Source organism: Streptomyces goshikiensis (assembly GCF_014650555.1).
Lineage (GTDB): Bacteria > Actinomycetota > Actinomycetes > Streptomycetales > Streptomycetaceae > Streptomyces > Streptomyces goshikiensis.
In genome coordinates this window covers 282,412-300,796 of the sequence record NZ_BMVE01000007.1, presented here as the reverse complement: position 1 = coordinate 300,796, position 18,385 = coordinate 282,412, and the positions used below count along the sequence as shown (strand labels likewise).

Annotated in this window: 2 protein-coding genes; both read left to right on the top strand. The window is 75.7% G+C overall.

The window, feature by feature from the left end; genetic code table 11:
- The first annotated feature begins 5 nt into the window (after positions 1-5).
- Positions 6-11,090 carry a non-ribosomal peptide synthetase gene (locus IE248_RS22260; protein ID WP_190031497.1) on the top strand — a complete coding sequence of 3,695 codons (11,085 nt, stop codon included), beginning with the start codon at positions 6-8 and terminating at the stop codon, positions 11,088-11,090.
- A 20-nt stretch (positions 11,091-11,110) separates the two neighbouring features.
- Entirely contained in the window at positions 11,111-18,256 is a 7,146-nt protein-coding gene (locus IE248_RS22255; protein WP_190031538.1) for a non-ribosomal peptide synthetase, read from the top strand.
- The last annotated feature ends 129 nt before the right edge of the window (positions 18,257-18,385 follow it).

The window sequence follows — 18,385 nt, the reverse complement described above, 5'->3', positions numbered from 1 at the left end:
TCCCCATGAGTGACCGCCCCTCCCAGCGCCTCCCCCTCACCGGGGCCCAGACCGGTGTCTGGTACGGACAGCGGCTCGACCCCGAGTCCCCGGTCTACAACGTGGGCCAGTACGTCGAGATCAACGGCGCTCTGGACCCCGGCCGGTTCCTCACCGCCCTGCGGCGGACCGTCGCCGAGAGCGAGGCGCTGACCGCCCGGTTCGGCGAGGACGCGGAGGGCGTTCCGTACCAGCTGACCTGGCCGGGCCCGGCCGCCGGCCCGATCGTGGCGACGCTCGACCACACCGGCCAGGACGACCCCGTCGGCGAGGCCGTCTCCCTGATGCGCCGTGACATGGCCACCCCCGTGGACCCGGCGCGCGACCCCCTCTACGCCTTCACCCTGCACCGGGTCGGGCCGGACCGGACCCTCTGGTACCAGCGCGCCCACCACATCGCGCTCGACGCCTTCGGGTTCTCCCTCGTATCGCGCCGCACGGCCGAGGTGTACAGCGCCCTGGTCCGGGGCGAGGAGCCGCCGCCCAGCCCGTTCGGCGGGCTGCGGGTCGTCACCGACGAGGAGGAGGCGTACAGATCCTCCGACCGCTTCGAGGAGGACCGCGCCTACTGGCTGGACCGGCTGGCCGACTGCCCCGAGCCGGAGCCGCTGAGCGGTGCCGTGCTGCCCGCGTCGCACGCCTTCCTGCGCGAAGGCGTCACCCTCTCCGCCGAGGAGACCTCCGGCCTGCTGGCCATCGCCCGCGCGGCGCGCGCCAGTTGGGCCGATGTGGTGACGGCCGCCTTCGCCGCCTATCTGCACCGGGCCACCGGAACCCGGGACGTGCTGCTGTCCCTGCCGGCGATGGCGCGGCTCGGTTCGGCCGCGCTGAAGGTGCCCGCGATGGTCGTCAACGTGCTGCCGCTGCGCGTGGCCGTCCGGCCGGGGGCCGAACTGGCGGAGCTGGTGCGCGAGGTGGCCGCCGCCGTCCGCGACCTGCGCCGCCACCAGCGCTACCGCGCCGAGGACATCCGCCGCGAGCTCGGCCTCTCCGGCCGCGGCCAGGGCCTGCTGGGGCCCATGGTCAACGTCAAGGCCTTCGACAACGACCTCGACTTCGCGGGCTCCCCGGGCACCGTGCACAACGTGGCCGCGGGCCCCGTGGAGGACCTCACCCTCGGCGTCTACCACGACGCTGCCGAGGGCCGCATCCGCTTCGAGTTCGACGGCAACCCGCTGGCCTACGACGCCGTTTCGCTGGCCGCGCGCTGCGGGGAGTTCGCCCGCTTCCTGCGCGCCGCCGCGGCCGCGGGCCCCGAGGCGCCGGTCGGCCGGCACGACCTGCTGGAGTCCGAGGCCGTGGCCGCCGTCCTGCGGGCCGGCAACGACACCGCCCGGGCGCTGCCGCCGGAGAGCGTCGTCGAGGCCTTCGCCGCGCAGGCCCGCCGCCGGCCGCAGGTGCCCGCCGTCATCGCCGGATCCGTCACCCTCGACTACGCGACGCTGGCCGACCGGGCGGCCCGGCTGGCCCGGGTGCTGGCCGACCGGGGCGTGGGCCCCGAGGGCATCGTCGGGCTGGCCCTGCCCCGTACGGCCGATCTGGTCGTGGCGCTGCTCGCGGTCTGGCAGGCGGGCGGCGCCTACCTGCCGCTGGACCTCGACTACCCGGCCGACCGGCTGCGGTTCATGGTCGAGGACGCCCGCCCCGTGTGCGTGCTGACCACCCTGGACTGCGCCGCCCTGGCCCCGGACGTGCCCGGTGTGGAGACGGTGGTCCTGGACTCCCCCGACACCCTGGCCGCCCTCGCCGGCGTGGACGCCGGCGAACTCGCGGCGGGACCGGCCGCCCCGGCCGGGGACCAGCCCGCGTACGTGATCTACACCTCGGGTTCGACGGGCCGGCCCAAGGGCGTGGTCGTCGGGCACGGAGCGCTCGCCAACTTCCTGCACATGCAGGCCGAGGTCCTCGAACTGGCTCCGGCCGACCGTCTCGTCGCGGTCACCACCATCTCGTTCGACATCGCGGCGCTGGAGATCCACACCCCGCTGATCTGCGGGGCGACCGTGGTCCTCGCGGACCGGGACACCGTGCGCGACCCGGCGGCGCTGGCCGCGCTCGTCGACGCGCACCGGCCCGCCGTCATGCAGGCCACCCCCTCGCTGTGGCACGCCCTGCTGGAGGACGGCCGGCCCACCACGCTGGACGGCACCCGGGTCCTGGTCGGCGGCGAGGCGCTGCCCGCCGCGCTCGCCGAACGCCTCGCCCGCACCGCGCTGTCGGTCACCAACGTGTACGGGCCGACCGAGGCCACCGTCTGGGCCACCTCGGCGGACCTGGACCCGGCGCACCTCGGGGTCCCAGACATCGGGCTGCCGTTCTGGAACACCCGGGCGTACGTCCTGGACTCCGCGCTGCGCCCGGTGGCTCCGGGCCGCCCCGGCGAGCTGTACCTGAGCGGCTCCCAGCTGGCCCGGGGCTACCTGGGGCGCCCCGCGCTGACCTCCGGGCGCTTCCCCGCCGACCCGTACGGGGCGCCGGGCAGCCGGATGTACCGGACGGGCGACCTGGCCCGGCGCGGTGCGGACGGCAGGATCGAGTTCCTCGGCCGGGCCGACGACCAGGTCAAGCTGCGCGGCTTCCGCATCGAACTCGGGGAGATCGAGGCGGCGCTGACGGCCGCCGCGGGCGTGGCGCGGGCCGTGGTCCTGGTCCGCGAGGACCTGCCCGGCTTCCCCGCCCTGGTCGGGTACGTCACGCCGGCCGCCGGCGCTCCCGCGCCCGAGCCGGCCGCGCTGCGCCGGGCGGTGGCGGAGCGGCTGCCCGAGTACATGGTGCCGGCGGCCGTGGTGGTGCTGGACGGCTTCCCGCTGACCGCGAACGGCAAGGTGGACCGGCGGGCGCTGCCCGCCCCCGACCTCTCCGGCCTGACCGGCGCCGCCTCCTCGCGGGCCCCGCGCGGCGCCCGCGAGGAGATCCTGGCCGGGATCTTCGCGGAGGTGCTGGGGCTGCCCGCCGTCGGCCCCGAGGACGACTTCTTCTCCCTGGGCGGCCACTCCCTGCTGGCGGCCCGGGTGATCGCCAGGGTCCGGACCGCCCTGGGCAGCGAGTGCGGGATCCGGGACGTGTTCGAGTCCCGTACCGTCGCCGCCCTCGCGGCCCTGCTCGCCGAGCGCACCGCCACCGCCCGTCCGGCGCCGGCCGCCGGAGTACGGCCGGATCCGCTGCCGCTCTCGTACGCGCAGCAGCGCCTGTGGTTCCTCGACCAGGTCGAGGGGCCGAGCGCCACCTACAACATCCCCTTCGCCGTACGGTTCGACAGTGCGCTGGACGCCCGCGCGCTGGACGCCGCGCTCGGTGACGTGGCCGCCCGTCACGAGGCGCTGCGCACGGTGTACGGCGAGCACGGGGGCGTCCCGTACCAGCGGGTGCTGGACACGGACGCGGCCGCGGTGCGGCTGCACGTACACGAGGTGAGCGACGGCCGTGTCGACGAGGCGGTGACGCGGGCGCTCACGCACCTCTTCGACCTGACCTCGCAGGCGCCGCTGCGGGTCACCCTGGTCCGGGACCGGGAGGCGGGCGCGGACGCGCTCGTCGTCCTGCTGCACCACATCGCGAGCGACGAGTGGTCCATGGGGCCGTTCCTGCGCGATCTGGAGCAGGCCTACGGGGCCCGGTGCGCGGGCGAGGAGCCGCGGTTCGCGCCGCCGGCCGTCCAGTACGCCGATTTCGCGCTGTGGCAGCGGCGGCTGCTGGGCGCGGTCGAAGAGCCGGGTTCGCTCGCCGCCGGGCAGGCCGCGTACTGGCGGGAGGTGCTCGCCGGGCTGCCCGAGGAGGCGGGGCTGCCCGCCGACCGGCCACGGCCGGCGGTGGCCGCGCACGCGGGGGCCCTGGTCCACCGCGAGGTGCCCCGCGAGCTCGCGCTGCGCGTGAGGCAGCTGGCCCGTGAGAGCGGCACCAGTGTGTTCATGGTGGTGCACGCCGCGGTGGCCGCGCTGCTGCACCGGCTCGGCGCCGGTACGGACGTCGTGCTGGGCAGCCCGGTGGCGGGGCGGGCGGACAGCGCGCTGGACGAGCTGGTCGGCTTCTTCGTCAACACGCTGGTGCTGCGCACCGACCTGTCGGGCGATCCGGCCTTCGGCGAGCTGCTGGAGCGGGTCCGGGCCGCCGACCTGGCCGCGCTGGACCACGCCGACCTGCCCTTCGACCAGGTGGTGGAGGCCGTCAGCCCGGAGCGGACGCTCGCGCGGCACCCGCTGTTCCAGACGATGGTCTCGCACAGCACGGTGACCCAGGACCTGCGGACCCTGTTCGGGCTGCCGGCCCGGGTGGACCGGGTGGACCCCGGGGCGACCAAGTTCGACCTGGACATCACCTTCGCCGACGCGGCGCACGGCGAGGACCTGGAGCTGGAGGTGTTCTACTCCACGGGCCTGTTCGACCGGGCCACGGTGGAGACCTTCACCGACCGGCTGCTGCGGGTGCTGGCCGAGGCGGTCGCCGACCCGGCCGCTCCGGTGTCGGCCTGGGAGCTGCGCGACGCCGACGAGCGGGCCCGGATGGCCCGGTGGAACGAGACCGGCCGCCCGGTGCCCCCGCAGGGCGTCGCGGAGGTGTTCGCCGAGCGCGCCGCCCGGGACCCGGAGGCGATCGCTGTGGTGGCGGGCGCGGAGCGGCTGACCTTCGCCGAGCTCGCGGAGCGGGCGGGCCGGCTGGCGGCCGTCCTCACGGCCGAGGGCGTCGGGCCGGACACGGTCGTCGCCCTCGCGGTGCCGCGTTCGGCGGACGCCGTGGTGGCGGTGCTCGCCGTCCTCAAGGCGGGCGGCGCCTACCTGCCGCTCGATCTCGACCTTCCCGCCGAGCGGGTGGCGTTCATGCTGCGGGACGCCGCCCCGGTGTGCGTCGTGACCACCCGTGCGGCGGCGGACCTGGTCGCGGGGACGCCCGCCGTGGTGCTCGACGACCCGCTGACCGCCGGCCGGCTGGCCGCCGCGGTGCCCGGCCCGGACACCCCCGTCGACCCCGAGCACGCCGCGTACGTCATCTACACCTCGGGTTCCACCGGCCGCCCCAAGGGCGTGGTGCTCCGGCACGCCGGTCTGACCCGGCTGTTCCGCGACCACGAGCGGGAGCTCTACCTGCCGGTCGCCGCGCGGCTGGGCCGCCGGGTGCGCGCGCTGCACACGGCCTCCTTCTCCTTCGACTCCTCCTGGGAGCAGTTGCTGTGGCTGATCGCGGGCCACGAGCTGCACGTCCTGGACGAGTTCGGGCGGCGGGACGCCGAGGCGGTGGTCGCGTACGTGCGCCGGGCGCGGATCGACGCGCTGGACGTGACGCCCTCGTACGGGCGGCAGCTGGTGGACGCCGGTCTGCTGGCCGGTCCCTGGCGGCCGCCGCTGTTCCTGCTGGGCGGCGAGGCGGTGCCCGCCGCGCTGTGGACGGAGCTGCGGGCGGTGGCGGGCGTGGAGGTCGTCAACTACTACGGGCCGACGGAGTTCACCGTCGACGCGCTGGTCGCCCGGGTGGGCGACTGCGCCACCCCGGTGGTGGGCCGGCCGCTGGACAACGCCCGCGCGTACGTCCTGGACGCCCGGCTGCGGCCGGTGCCCGCCGGGGTGCCCGGTGAGCTGTACCTGGCGGGCGAGCAGAACGCCCGCGGCTATCTGGGCCGGCCCGCGCTGACCTCCGAGCGGTTCCTCGCCGACCCGTACGGGAGCCCGGGCACCCGGATGTACCGGACGGGCGATCTGGCCCGGTGGCGGGCGGACGGTCTGATCGAGTTCCTCGGCCGGGCCGACGACCAGGTCAAGATCCGCGGGTTCCGCGTCGAACTCGGCGAGGTGGAGGCCGCGCTGACCTCGCTCGCCGGGGTGTCCGCGGCCGCCGTGGTCGTACGGGAGGACGTGCCCGGCGTCCCGCGGCTGGTCGGCTACGTCACCGGCCCGGCCGATCCGGCCGCGCTGCGGGCGGAGCTGGCGAGGACGCTGCCGGACCACATGGTTCCGGCCGTGGTGACGGGGCTGGCGGAGCTGCCGACCACGGTCAGCGGCAAGCTGGACCGGGCGGCCCTGCCGGCGCCGCTCGCGGGCGAGGAGCCCGCCGGACGCGCGCCCGGCGGCCCCGTCGAGGAGCGGGTCGCGGCGGTGTTCGCGCAGGCGCTGGGGCTGGCCTCGGCCGGGGCCGACGCCGACTTCTTCCGGCTGGGCGGGCATTCGCTGCTGGCCACCCGGGTGGCGGCCCTGCTCCGGGAGTCGGGCACCGACTGCTCGGTGCGCGACGTGTTCGAGGCCCGTACGGTCGCCGCGCTCGCGGCCCGGATCGGCGGCCGGGGCCGGGCGGCGCGTCCGGCCCTGGCCACGGCGGGCCTGCCGGAGCGGCCGGACCGGCTGCCGCTGTCGTACGCCCAGGCCCGGCTGTGGTTCCTGCACCGGCTGGAGGGGCCGAACGCCACCTACAACATCCCGCAGGTGCTGAGGCTGCGCGGGGCGCTGGCCCCGGCCGCGCTGCGGGCCGCCGTCGCCGATGTGGTGGCCCGGCACGAGGCGCTGCGCACCGTGTTCGCCGAGGACGCGGGGGGCCCGTACCAGCGGGTGCTGGCGCCCGCCGCGGCCGAGGTGCCGTTCTCGATGGTCCGGGTGGCGGCCGGGGAGGTCGCCGAGCGCATCGAGGCCGCCGCGAGCCACCCGTTCGACCTGGAGACGGAGCTTCCGCTGCGGGTGACGCTGCTGGAATCGGGGCCGCAGGAGTGGACGCTGGTCCTGCTGCTGCACCACATCGCCACCGACGAGTGGTCGGCCGGTCCGCTGCTGGCCGATCTGGACCGGGCGTACGCGGCGCGGCTGGCGGGCCGGGAGCCGGAGTTCGCCCCGCTGCCCGTCCAGTACGCGGACTACGCGCTGTGGCAGCGGGAGCTGCTCGGCGACCCGGCGCGGGAGGGCTCTCTGGCCCACCGGCAGGCGGGTTTCTGGCGGGAGGCCCTCGCCGGGGTCCCTGCGGAGCTGTCCGTTCCGGCGGACCGGCCGCGTCCGGCGCTCCCCTCGCACCGGGGTGCGACGGTGGAGACCGAGCTGCCGGCCGCGCTGGTGGCGGGGCTGGACGAACTGGCCGGGTCGACCGGTACGACCGTGTTCACGGTGGTCACGGCGGCCGTGGCGGCGCTGCTGCACCGGCTGGGCGCGGGTGAGGACATCCCGCTGGGCAGCCCGGTCGCCGGGCGCGGCGAGGAGGCCCTCGACCCGCTGGTGGGGTTCCTGGTCAACACCGTGGTCCTGCGGGCGGACCTGTCCGGCGCGCCGAGCTTCGCCGAGTTGCTGCGCCGTACGGCCGCGACCGCCACGGCGGCGCTGGACCACGCCGATCTGCCCTTCGACGCGGTGGTGGAGGCGGTGAACCCGGAGCGTTCGCTGGCGCGGCACCCGCTGTTCCAGACGATGGTGGCTTACGAGGGCGGCTCCGGGCCGGCCGCCCTGTTCGCCGGGATCCCGGCCGAGGAGGTCGCCGTCGCGGCCGGTGCGGCCAAGTTCGACCTGGAGGTCCTGTTCCGCCGGACCCCCGGCCGGGACGGGTCGGGCCCGGGGATGACCTGCGGGGTGCGGTACGCCACCGATCTGTTCGACGAGGAGACCGTCTGGGCCCTGACCAGCCGTCTCGTCCGGATCCTGGCGGCGGCCGCCGCCGATCCGGAGGTGGCGGTGTCGGCGGTCGAGGTGATGGGCGAGGCGGAGCGGGAGCTGGTCCTGCACGGCTGGAACGACACCGGGCGCCCGCTGCCCGCGCAGACCCTGGACGCGCTGGTCGCCGCCGGTTCGCGCCGTGACCCCGAGGGCACGGCCCTGGTGTTCGAGGGCGTCGAGCTGTCCCGTGCCGCCTTCGACGACCGCGTCAACCGGCTGGCCCGTCTCCTCATCGGGCGCGGCGTCGGACCGGAGAGCGTCGTCGGCGTGGCGCTGCCGCGCTCCTTCGACCTCGTCATCGCCCTCCACGCGGTCGTCCGCGCGGGCGGCGCCTACCTGCCCCTCGACCTCACCCTGCCCGCCGAACGCCTCGCCCACATGGTCCGGACGGCGGCGCCGGTGTGCCTGCTGACCGAGTCGGCCTCGCTCGGTGGCCTGCCGCAGGCCGCCGGGGCGGAGCCGGTCGTCCTGGACGCGCCGGAGGTACGGGAGGAGCTCGGCTCGCTGCCGGGCGGGCCGGTGGAGGATGCGGAGCGGACGGCGCCGCTGCTGCCCGGCCATCCCGCGTACGTCATCTTCACCTCCGGCTCGACGGGCCGCCCCAAGGGCGTGATGGTCGAGCACCGGGCGATCGTCAACCGCCTCCAGTGGATGCAGCACGCCTACCGCCTGACCGCGGACGACCGTGTCCTCCAGAAGACCCCGGCCGGCTTCGACGTGTCGGTGTGGGAGTTCTTCTGGCCTCTCGCCGAAGCCGTCCCCCTCGTCGTCGCCCGGCCGGAAGGCCACAAGGACCCCGACTACCTGGCCACTCTGATCCGCGAACAGCGGGTCACGGTCCTGCACTTCGTGCCCTCCATGCTCGCCGCCTTCCTCGCCGAGACCGAGATCGCGAGCTGCCCGACCCTGCGTCTGGTCGTGTGCAGCGGCGAGGCCCTCCCCGCCGACCTCACCGCCCGCTTCCACACCTCGGCGGGACGGGCGGGCGCGGTGCTGGCGAACCTGTACGGCCCGACGGAGGCAGCCGTCGACGTGACGGCGGCGAACTGCCCGCCCGTCGTGGACGGTTCGTCAGCGGCTTCCGTGTCGATCGGTGCTCCGGTCTGGAACACCCAGCTCTACGTCCTCGACCACCACCTGCGACCCGTACCCCCCGGCGTCCCCGGCGAACTCCACCTCGCCGGAACCCAACTCGCCCGCGCCTACACCGCACAGCCCGCACTCACCGCCGAACGCTTCACCGCCAACCCCTACGGCCCCCCCGGCACCCGCATGTACCGCACCGGCGACCTCGTCCGCTGGCAACCCAACGGCACCCTCGACTACCTCGGCCGCACCGACAACCAAATCAAACTCCGCGGCCTCCGCATCGAACTCGGCGACATCGAAACCGCCCTCACCAACCACCCCCACATCACCCACGCCACCGTCCTCCTCCGCCACGACAACCCCCAACACCCCCAACTCACCGCCTACCTCACCACCACCAACACACCCCCCAACCACCACACCCTCACCACCCACCTCACCACCCAACTCCCCGACTACATGCACCCCACCCACTACATCCACCTCACCCACCTCCCCCTCAACCCCAACGGAAAACTCGACCGCAACGCACTCCCCGCACCGGTCATCGCCCCCCGGCCGGCGGCCCCGGCGCCCCCTGCGGCCGCCGACGCCCCGGCGGCCCCCTCCGGTACTCCGGAGCAGGTGCTGTGCGCGCTGACGGCGGAGGTGCTCGGCCTGTCCGCGGTCGCCCCGGAGGAGAACTTCTTCGAGCTGGGCGGCGACAGCATCGTCTCGATCCGCCTGGTCAGCCTGGCCCGCAAGGCCGGACTGACCATCTCCGCCCGGCAGATCTTCCAGCACCCGACCCCGGCCGCGCTGGCCGCCGTGGCCATGGAGCGCGACACCGCGCCCGCCGCAGCGCCGCGTCCCTCGGACGGCGGCCCGGGTCCGCTGCCGCTGCCCCCGGTCGCGCAGTGGCTCGCCGAACGCGGCGGCCCCTTCGCCTCGTTCGGCCAGGCCCGGCTCGTCGCTCTGCCCGCCGGAGCGGAGCACGCACACCTGGTGGCCGCCCTCCAGGCGGTCCTGGACCGGCACGACGCGCTGCGCATGGCGCTGACCGTCCCGTACCCGGGGGTGTGGAGCGCGGAGATCCGCGAGACGGCCGCGGTACGGGCCGACGCGGTGCTCGACCGCACCGACGCGGCCGGGCTCGGGGATCCGGAGCTGCGGGCGCTGATCGGCGCCGAGTCGGGGCGCGTCTCGGCGCTGATCGACCCGGCGGCAGGGGTGTCCGTACGCGCGGTGCACTTCGACCGGGGGCCGGGCGAGGAGGGCAGGCTGCTCATCGCCGCGCACCACCTGGCGGTGGACGAGGTGTCCTGGCAGATCCTGCTGCCCGACCTGCGGGCCGCGTACGAGGCGGTGGCGGCGGGCCGGACCCCGGCCCTGGAGCCGGTCGCCACCTCGCTGCGCGGCTGGGCCACGCATCTGCTGGCCGAGGCCCAGCACCCGCGGCGGACGGCCGAGCTGGAGCGCTGGCTGGCGGCGGCTCCGGGCGGCCCGCTCCTCGCCGAGCGGGCCCTGGACCCGGTGCGGGACACGGTCGCGACGGCCCGGCGGATGAGCGTGCGGCTGTCCGCCGAGCGCACCGGGCCCCTGCTCCAGGCCGTGCCGGCCGCCTTCCACGGCACGGTCGGGGACACCCTGCTGACCGCGCTGGCCCTCTCCGTCGGAGCCTGGGCCGCCCGCGCGGGCCGGGGCGCCGGTCACGGGTTCACGGTGGACATGGAGGGGCACGGCCGGGAGCAGGAGCTGCTGCCCGGCGCCGATCTCACCCGTACCGTCGGCTGGCTGACCACCATCCACCCGCTGCGGCTGCCCGCCGGAACCTACGACCCGGCCGCGGTGCTGGCCGGCCGGGAGGACGCCGGGGCTGCCCTGAAGGAGGTCAAGGAGCTGCTGCGCGGCGTACCGGACGGCGGGATCGGGGCGGGTCTGCTCCGCTACGCCAACCCGGCCACGGCGCGGCTGTTCGACCCGGCGGCGCGCGCCGAGATCCTGTGGAACTACCTGGGCCGCCAGACCGGGCGGGCGGCCTCCGCGTGGGGTCCGGCGGCGGAGGCCGACGCGCTGTCCGCCCGCCACGATCCGGACCTGCCGCTCTCCCACGTCCTGGAGATCACGGCGGAGATCACCGACGGCGACGACGGGCCGGAGCTGACGGCGGCCTTCGTCTGGGCGGGCGGGGCGCTCTCCCAGGACACCGTCGAACAGCTCGCCGACGGGCTGTCGGCCGCCGTGGACGCCCTCGCCGCCTGGGCCGACGGCACCACCACCGGGGGGCACACCCCCTCGGACCTCGACCTGGTCGACCTCGACCAGGACCAGATCACCATGCTCGAAGAAATGTGGAGGGCCCAGCAGTGACGCAGGCGCGAATCGAGGACATGCTTCCGCTGTCCCCCTTGCAGCAGGGAATGCTGTTCCATTCGGTGTACGACCAGAGCGCGCCCGACATCTACACCGTGCAGGTCTCGGTGACGCTGGCCGGTCCGGTCGACGCGGAGCGCCTGGAGCGGGCGGGCGCGGCGCTGCTGCGCCGCCACCCGAACCTGCGGGCCGGGTTCTGGCACGAGGGGGTGCCGCAGCCGGTGCAGTTCGTCCCGGCGGAGGTCTCCTTCGCGCTGGGCCGGGTGGACCTGAGCGACGACCCCTCTCCCTCGGCGGTGCGCCGGGTGGAGCGGGCCGAGCTGAACCACCGCTTCGCCCTGCACGAGCCGCCGCTGCTGCGGATGGCGCTGGCCCGCCGGGGTCCGGACGACCACCTGCTGATCGTCACGGTGCACCACGTCCTGGTCGACGGCTGGTCGATGCCGCTGCTGGTCGGTGACCTGCTGGCGCTGTACGAGAACGGCGGCGACCTCGCCGCGCTCCCCCCGGTGCGCCCGTACCGGGAGTACCTGGCGTGGCTGCGGCGGCAGGACGCTCCGGCCGCCGAGGGGGCCTGGCGCGGTGCGCTGGCGGGCCTGGACGGGGCCACGCTGGTGGCTCCCTCGGATCCGTCCCGGACCTCGGTACGGCCGGGCGTGCACCGGCTGGAGCTGTCTGAGGGGGCCACGGCCGGGCTGAAGGCGGCGGCGCGGCGGCTGGGCACGACGCCGAGCACGGTGATCGAGGCGGCCTGGGGGCTGCTGCTGGGCTCGCTGACGGGGCGCCAGGACGTGGTGTTCGGGCTGACGGTCTCGGGCAGACCGGAGGAGATACCCGGCGTGGAGTCGATGGTGGGGCTCTTCATCACCACCGTCCCCGTGCGTCTGAGCGCCCGGTCGCAGGAGAGCGTCGCGGACCTGCTGCGCCGCTTCCGCGACGAGCAGAACGCCCTGCTGGCCCACCATCACCTCGGGCTGCGCGGGATCCAGAAGCAGGCGGGCGGCGGAGAGCTGTTCGACACGCTGGTGGTCATCGAGAACTACCCGGTGGACCCGTCCGCCCGGCCGGCCCTGTCGGACGGGGTGCGGGTGGCGGAGGTGTCGGCGCGCGACGCGACGCACTACCCGCTGACCCTGGCGGTGGCCCTGGACGAGCGGGCCGAACTGGCCCTGGAGTACCGGCCCGACCTGTTCGACGCGCGGGCCGCGGCGGGGATCGCGGACCGGCTGGCGGGCCTGCTGGAGCAGCTGGCCCGGACCACGGACACCCCGGTCGGCGCCCTGGAGCTGATCACCCCGGGTGAGCGGGACCGGCTGCGGGCCGGCTGGGCCGGCGCCGTGCGCGACGTCCCCGCGGGCACGGTCGCGGACCGGTTCGCGGAGCGGGCGGCGGCGACGCCCGGGGCGTGCGCGGTGGTTGCGGGTACGACGCGGCTGACGTTCGCGGAGCTGGAGGCGCGGGCCGGACGGCTGGCGGCCCTGCTGGCGAGGCGCGGGGTGGGCCCGGAGTCGGTGGTGGCCCTCGCCCTGCCGCGCTCGGCGGAGTCGGTCGTCGCGATCCTGGCGGTGCTGAAGGCGGGCGCCGCGTACCTGCCGATGGACCTGGACTACCCGGCCGACCGGCTGGCGCTGATGCTGGCGGACGCGCGCCCGGCGTGCGTGCTGACCGGCGGGAGCGCGGCGGGGCTGCTGCCCGCCCCTGCGGCCGGCGGTCCGGAGCGGATCGTGCTGGACGCGCCGGAGACCCGCGCCGAACTCGCCTCGCACGGCGAGCGGTTCACCGGCCCCGCGGTGGAGTCCGGGCATCCCGCGTACGTGATCTACACCTCGGGGTCCACGGGCGTTCCCAAGGGCGTGGTGCTGACGAGCGGGGGGCTGTCGAACCTGTACGCCAACCACCTCGCGGAGGTGTTCGCCCCGGCGGTCACCGCGGCGGGCGGCCGCCGCCTGCGCGCCCTGCACACCGCCTCGTTCAGCTTCGACACCTCCTGGGAGCAGCTGTTCTGGCTGATCGCGGGCCATGAGCTGCACGTCCTGGACGAGACGGGCCGCCGCGACGCGGAGTTCACCGTCGGGTACGTGCGCGAGCACCGGATCGACGCCATGGACGTGACGCCGACGTACGCGCAGGCCCTGCTGGAGTGGGGGCTGCTGGATGCGGACCGGCACCGGCCCGGCCTGCTGCTGCTCGGCGGCGAGGCGGTGCCGGAGGCCTTGTGGTCGCAGGTCCGGGACGCGCCCGGGGTGATGTCGGTGAACCTGTACGGGCCCACCGAGTACACGGTGGACGCCCTCGCCGCCGACCTGGCCGACTCCGCCGTCCCCCTCGTGGGCCGGCCCATCGCCAACACCTCGGCGTACGTGCTGGACGCGGCGCTGCGCCCGGCGCCGGCCGGGACCCCGGGCGAGCTGTACCTGTCGGGGCACGGCACGGCGCGCGGCTACCTGGGCCGCCCGGCGCTGACGGCAGGCCGGTTCGTGGCCGATCCGTTCGGGCCGCCCGGCTCCCGGATGTACCGGACGGGCGACCTGGTGCGGCTGCGCGCGGACGGGCGGCTGGAGTTCCTCGGCCGGGCCGACGACCAGGTCAAGATCCGCGGCTACCGGATCGAGCTGGGTGAGGTGGAGGCCGCGCTGAGCGCCCTGGAGGGGGTGGCGACGGCCGCCGCGGTGGTCCGGGAGGACACCCCCGGGGTCAAGCGGCTGGTGGGCTACGTGACCGGAGGGGTGGATCCGGCGCTCGCCCGCGAGCGGCTGGCGGCCCGGCTGCCGGAGTACCTGGTCCCGGCGGCGGTCGTAATGCTGGACCGGCTGCCGGTGAACGTCAGCGGCAAGCTGGACCGGGCCGCCCTGCCGGCTCCCTCGCTCGGCGGCGCCGAGAGCTCCCGGGCCCCGCGCGACGACCGCGAACGGACGCTGTGCGCGGTCTTCACCGAGCTGCTGGGGCTGGAGTCGACCGGGATCGACGACGACTTCTTCGCGCTGGGCGGCGACAGCATCGTCTCCATCCAGCTGGTCACGCGGGCCCGCAAGGAGGGTCTGGTGCTGACCCCGCGCGATGTCTTCGAGCACCGTACGGTCGCCCGGCTGGCGGCGGCCGCGGGCACCGCGGGGGCCCCGCAGTCCGCTCCGGCGGCCGCCGGGCCGCTGGTGGAGCTGACGCGGGAGCAGCGGGAGCTGCTGACCGGCGCCTTCCCGTCGATGGCGGAGGCGTTGCCGCTCGCCCCGCTCCAGGAGGGCCTGTACTTCCACGCGGTGTACGACGACCGCGCGCTGGACGTGTACCTGATGCAGAACTTCGTGGAGCTGCTGCACGCGGTGGACGCGACGGCGCTGCGGACGGCGTTCGACGCCCTGCTGCGCCGCCACCCCAACCTGCGGGCCGGGTTCTGGCACGAGGGCCTGGAGGGCCCGGTGCAGGTGGTTCCGGGCGAGTGGGAGCTGCCCTGGCGGGAGCTGGACCTGACGGGGCTGGACCGGGAGGCGCAGGACGCGGCGCTGCGGGAGTTCTCGCTGGCCGACGCGGCGACCCGGTTCGACCTGGCGGCGCCGCCGCTGATCCGGGTGACGCTGGTCAAGTGCGCGGCGCAGCGCTGGGTGCTGTGCGTGACGCAGCACCACATCCTGACCGACGGCTGGTCGGAGTCGCTGTTCTTCGAGGAGCTGTTCGCCCTGTACGGCAACGGCGGCTCGGTCGAGGCGCTGGCGCCGGTGACCCCGTACCGGGAGTACCTGCGCTGGCTCTCCCTGGTGGACACCGAGGAGGCGGCGCGGGCCTGGCGGGCGCACCTGTCGGGGCTGGAGCAGGGCGCGCTGGTGGCGCCGGCCGACCCGGCGCGGCAGCCGGTGACCGCCGAGGTGGTGGACCTGTCCCTGGACGAGGGGACCAGCGACCGGCTGCGGGCCTTCGCCCGGGGCTGCGGGATCACCCTCAACACGGTGTTGAGCACGGCCTGGTCGCTCGCGCTGGCCGCGATGACGGGCCGGGACGACGTGGTGTTCGGCGCGACGGTCTCGGGCCGCCCGGCGGACGTCCCCGGGGTGGACCAGATGATCGGCATGTTCATGAACACGCTGCCGTTCCGGGTGTCGCTGCGCGCCGACGAGCCGCTGCGCGACCTGCTGGTGCGGGTGCAGCGCGAGCACGCGGAGCTGTTGCCGCACCACTACGTGGGCCTGGGTCCGATCCAGCGGCTGAGCGGGATCGGGCAGCTCTTCGACACCCTGTACGTGTTCCGCAACACCCCGCTGGACGACACGGCCCGCGAGGCGGCGGTGGAGCGCCACGGGATCGGCTGGACCCACAGCGTCGACGGGACGCACTACCCGCTGACCCTGGCGGTGACCCCGGGCCGGGCGCTGGAGCTGACCCTGGCCTACCGTCCCGACCTGTACGACGAGGCGGCCGCGCGCGAGCTGGCCGGCCGGCTGGCCGCGCTGGTGGAGCAGCTCGCCGACGCGGGGGCGCTGCCGGTGGGCCGGCTGGCCACGCTGGCGGCCGGCGAGCGGGAGGCGCTGCTCGCCAAGGGCGACGACACGGGCCACTCCGTCCCGGACACGACGGTGATCGACCTGTTCGCCGAGCAGGCCGCCCGCACGCCCGAGGACACCGCGCTGGTCTTCGAGGACGAGCGGCTGAGCTACGCCGAGCTCGACGCCCGCGCGAACCGGCTGGCCCGGGCGCTCGTCGCGCGGGGCGCGGGGCCGGAGGCGGTGGTGGCCCTGGGGCTGCCGCGGTCGGCGGACTTCGTGGTCGCGCTGTTCGCCGTACTGAAGGCGGGCGCCGCGTACCTGCCGCTGGATCTGGACCACCCGGTGGAGCGGCTCGCGGACATGGTCCGCGACGCCGCGCCGCTGTGCCTGGTGACGACGGGCGCGGTGGCGGACCGGGTGCCGGCGGTGGCGGGCGTACCCGCGCTGGAACTCGACGCTCCCGGCGTCCGGGAGGAGTTGGCGGGGCTCTCCCCGGCGGCCCTCGCGGAGTCGGAGCTGACCGGCGTGCGCGACGGCCGGCACCCGGCGTACGTGATCTACACCTCCGGTTCCACGGGCCGCCCCAAGGGGGTGGTGGTGCCCTACTCGGGGCTGACGAACATGCTGCTCAACCACCGGGAGCGGATCTTCGCCCCGGCGGTGGCCCTGGCCGGGGGGCGCCGGATGAAGGTGGCGCACACCGTCTCCTTCGCCTTCGACATGTCGTGGGAGGAGTTCTTCTGGCTGGTCGACGGGCACGAGGTGCACGTCATCGGCGAACAGCTGCGGCTGGACCCGGCGGCGCTGACCGCGCACTACGACCGGGTGGGCATCGACGTCGTCAACGTCACTCCCTCGTACGGGCAGCAGCTGGTCGAGGCGGGCCTGCTGAGCCCGGACCGGCACCGGCCCGCGCTGGTCCTGCTGGGCGGCGAGGCGGTCCCGGACAGCCTGTGGACGCTGCTGGAGCAGACGCAGGGCACGATGGGCTACAACCTGTACGGCCCGACCGAATACACGATCAACGCGCTGGGCGCGGACGTGGCCGACAGCGCGGGCTCCTGCGTGGGCCGGCCCATCCACAACACCCGGGCGTACGTGCTCGACAGCGCGCTGCGGCCGGCTGCGGCAGGCGTTCCCGGTGAGCTGTACCTGGCGGGGGCGGGCCTGGCCCGGGGCTACTTCGGGCGCCCCGCGCTGACGGCGGAGCGGTTCGTGGCGGACCCGTTCGGGGAGCCCGGGACGCTGATGTACCGCACCGGCGACCTGGTGCGCTGGCGGGCGGACGACGCCCTCGACTACCTCGGCCGGGCGGACGACCAGATCAAGATCCGCGGTTTCCGGATCGAGCTCGGCGAGATCGAGTCGGCGGTCGCGGCCGCTCCGGGCGTCACGGCCGCGGCGGTGGCGCTGCACAGCGGCCGGGGCGGGGTGCGCAGGCTGGTCGCGTACACGGTGGCGGCGACCGGGCAGGGCTGCGATCCGGCGGCGCTGCGCGCGCACCTGTCGCGGAACCTGCCGGAGTACATGGTGCCCTCGGCGTTCGTGGAGCTGGCGGCGCTGCCGCTGACGGTGAACGGCAAGGTGGACCGGGCGGCGCTGCCCGCGCCGGAGTTCTCCGGCGAGCGCGGCGGCCGGCCGCCGAAGGACGCCCGCGAGGAGCTGCTGGCCGGGATCTTCGCCGAGATCCTCGGACTGGAGCAGGTCGGGGTCGAGGACAACTTCTTCGAGCTGGGCGGGCATTCGCTGCTCGCGATGCGGCTGGTCGGCCGGATCCGGGACGCCCTCGGGGTGCCCGTGCAGGTCGCCTCCGTGATGACCGCGCCGACGGTGGCGGACATCGCCTCCCGGATCGGTTCGGACGCCCGCCGGGACGCGCTGCGGGTGCTGATGCCGCTGCGGGAACGGGGCGCGGCCGCGCCGCTGTTCTGCTTCCATCCGGCCTCGGGCTTCAGCTGGCAGTACACGGGCCTGCTGCGGTACCTGGACGCGGACCGGCCGGTGTACGGCCTCCAGTCGCCGGGGCTGTCCGGGCCGCAGCCGGACGCCGCCGACGTGGCGGAGCTCGCGGAGGTCTACCTCGCGCAGATCAGGTCGGTGCAGCCGCAGGGCCCGTACCACTTCCTCGGGTACTCCTTCGGCGGGACGGTGGCGCAGACGCTGGGCGCCATGCTCCAGGAGCGCGGCGAGGAGGTCGCCTTCCTCGGGCTGCTCGACGCGTATCCGCCGGAGGCGGAGGACTGGGCGTACATCGACGACCCGGAGTGGCGGGAGCGGCTGGAGCGGGAGGAGAGCGGGTTCCTGCTCTCGGTGGCCGGGCTGGAAGGGCCCGCGGAGGGCGGCGCGGTGGACCGGGCGGAGGCCGTGACGGCGATCCGGGACAGCCAGGGCCTGCTGGCCGGGTTCGACGAGGAGCTGCTCGACGCGATCGTCGCGACCAACATGCACTGCGTACGGCTGCTCTCGCGCAGCCGGACCCGGCGCTTCCGCGGTGACGTGCTGTTCTTCACGGCGGCCCGCACCACGCCGGCGGCGGAGGCGCCCGCCCGGATGTGGCCGCCGTACCTCGACGGACGGCTGGAGGAGCACGTACTGGACTGCGGCCACGACGAGTTGATGTCCCCGGACGTCCTGGCACGGATCGGCCCGGTACTCGCGCGGGCGCTGGCCGCCCTTCCCTCCGGGGGGTGAGCCGGGGGCGGGGCGGCGGCCGGCTCCGGCCGGCCGCCGCCCCGCGCCCCGCGCCCGCGCCCCGCGCCCGCGCCCCGCGCCCGCGCCCCCGGGGCCCGCCCCGCGCAAGTCTCTGCCGGAGCAGGGGGT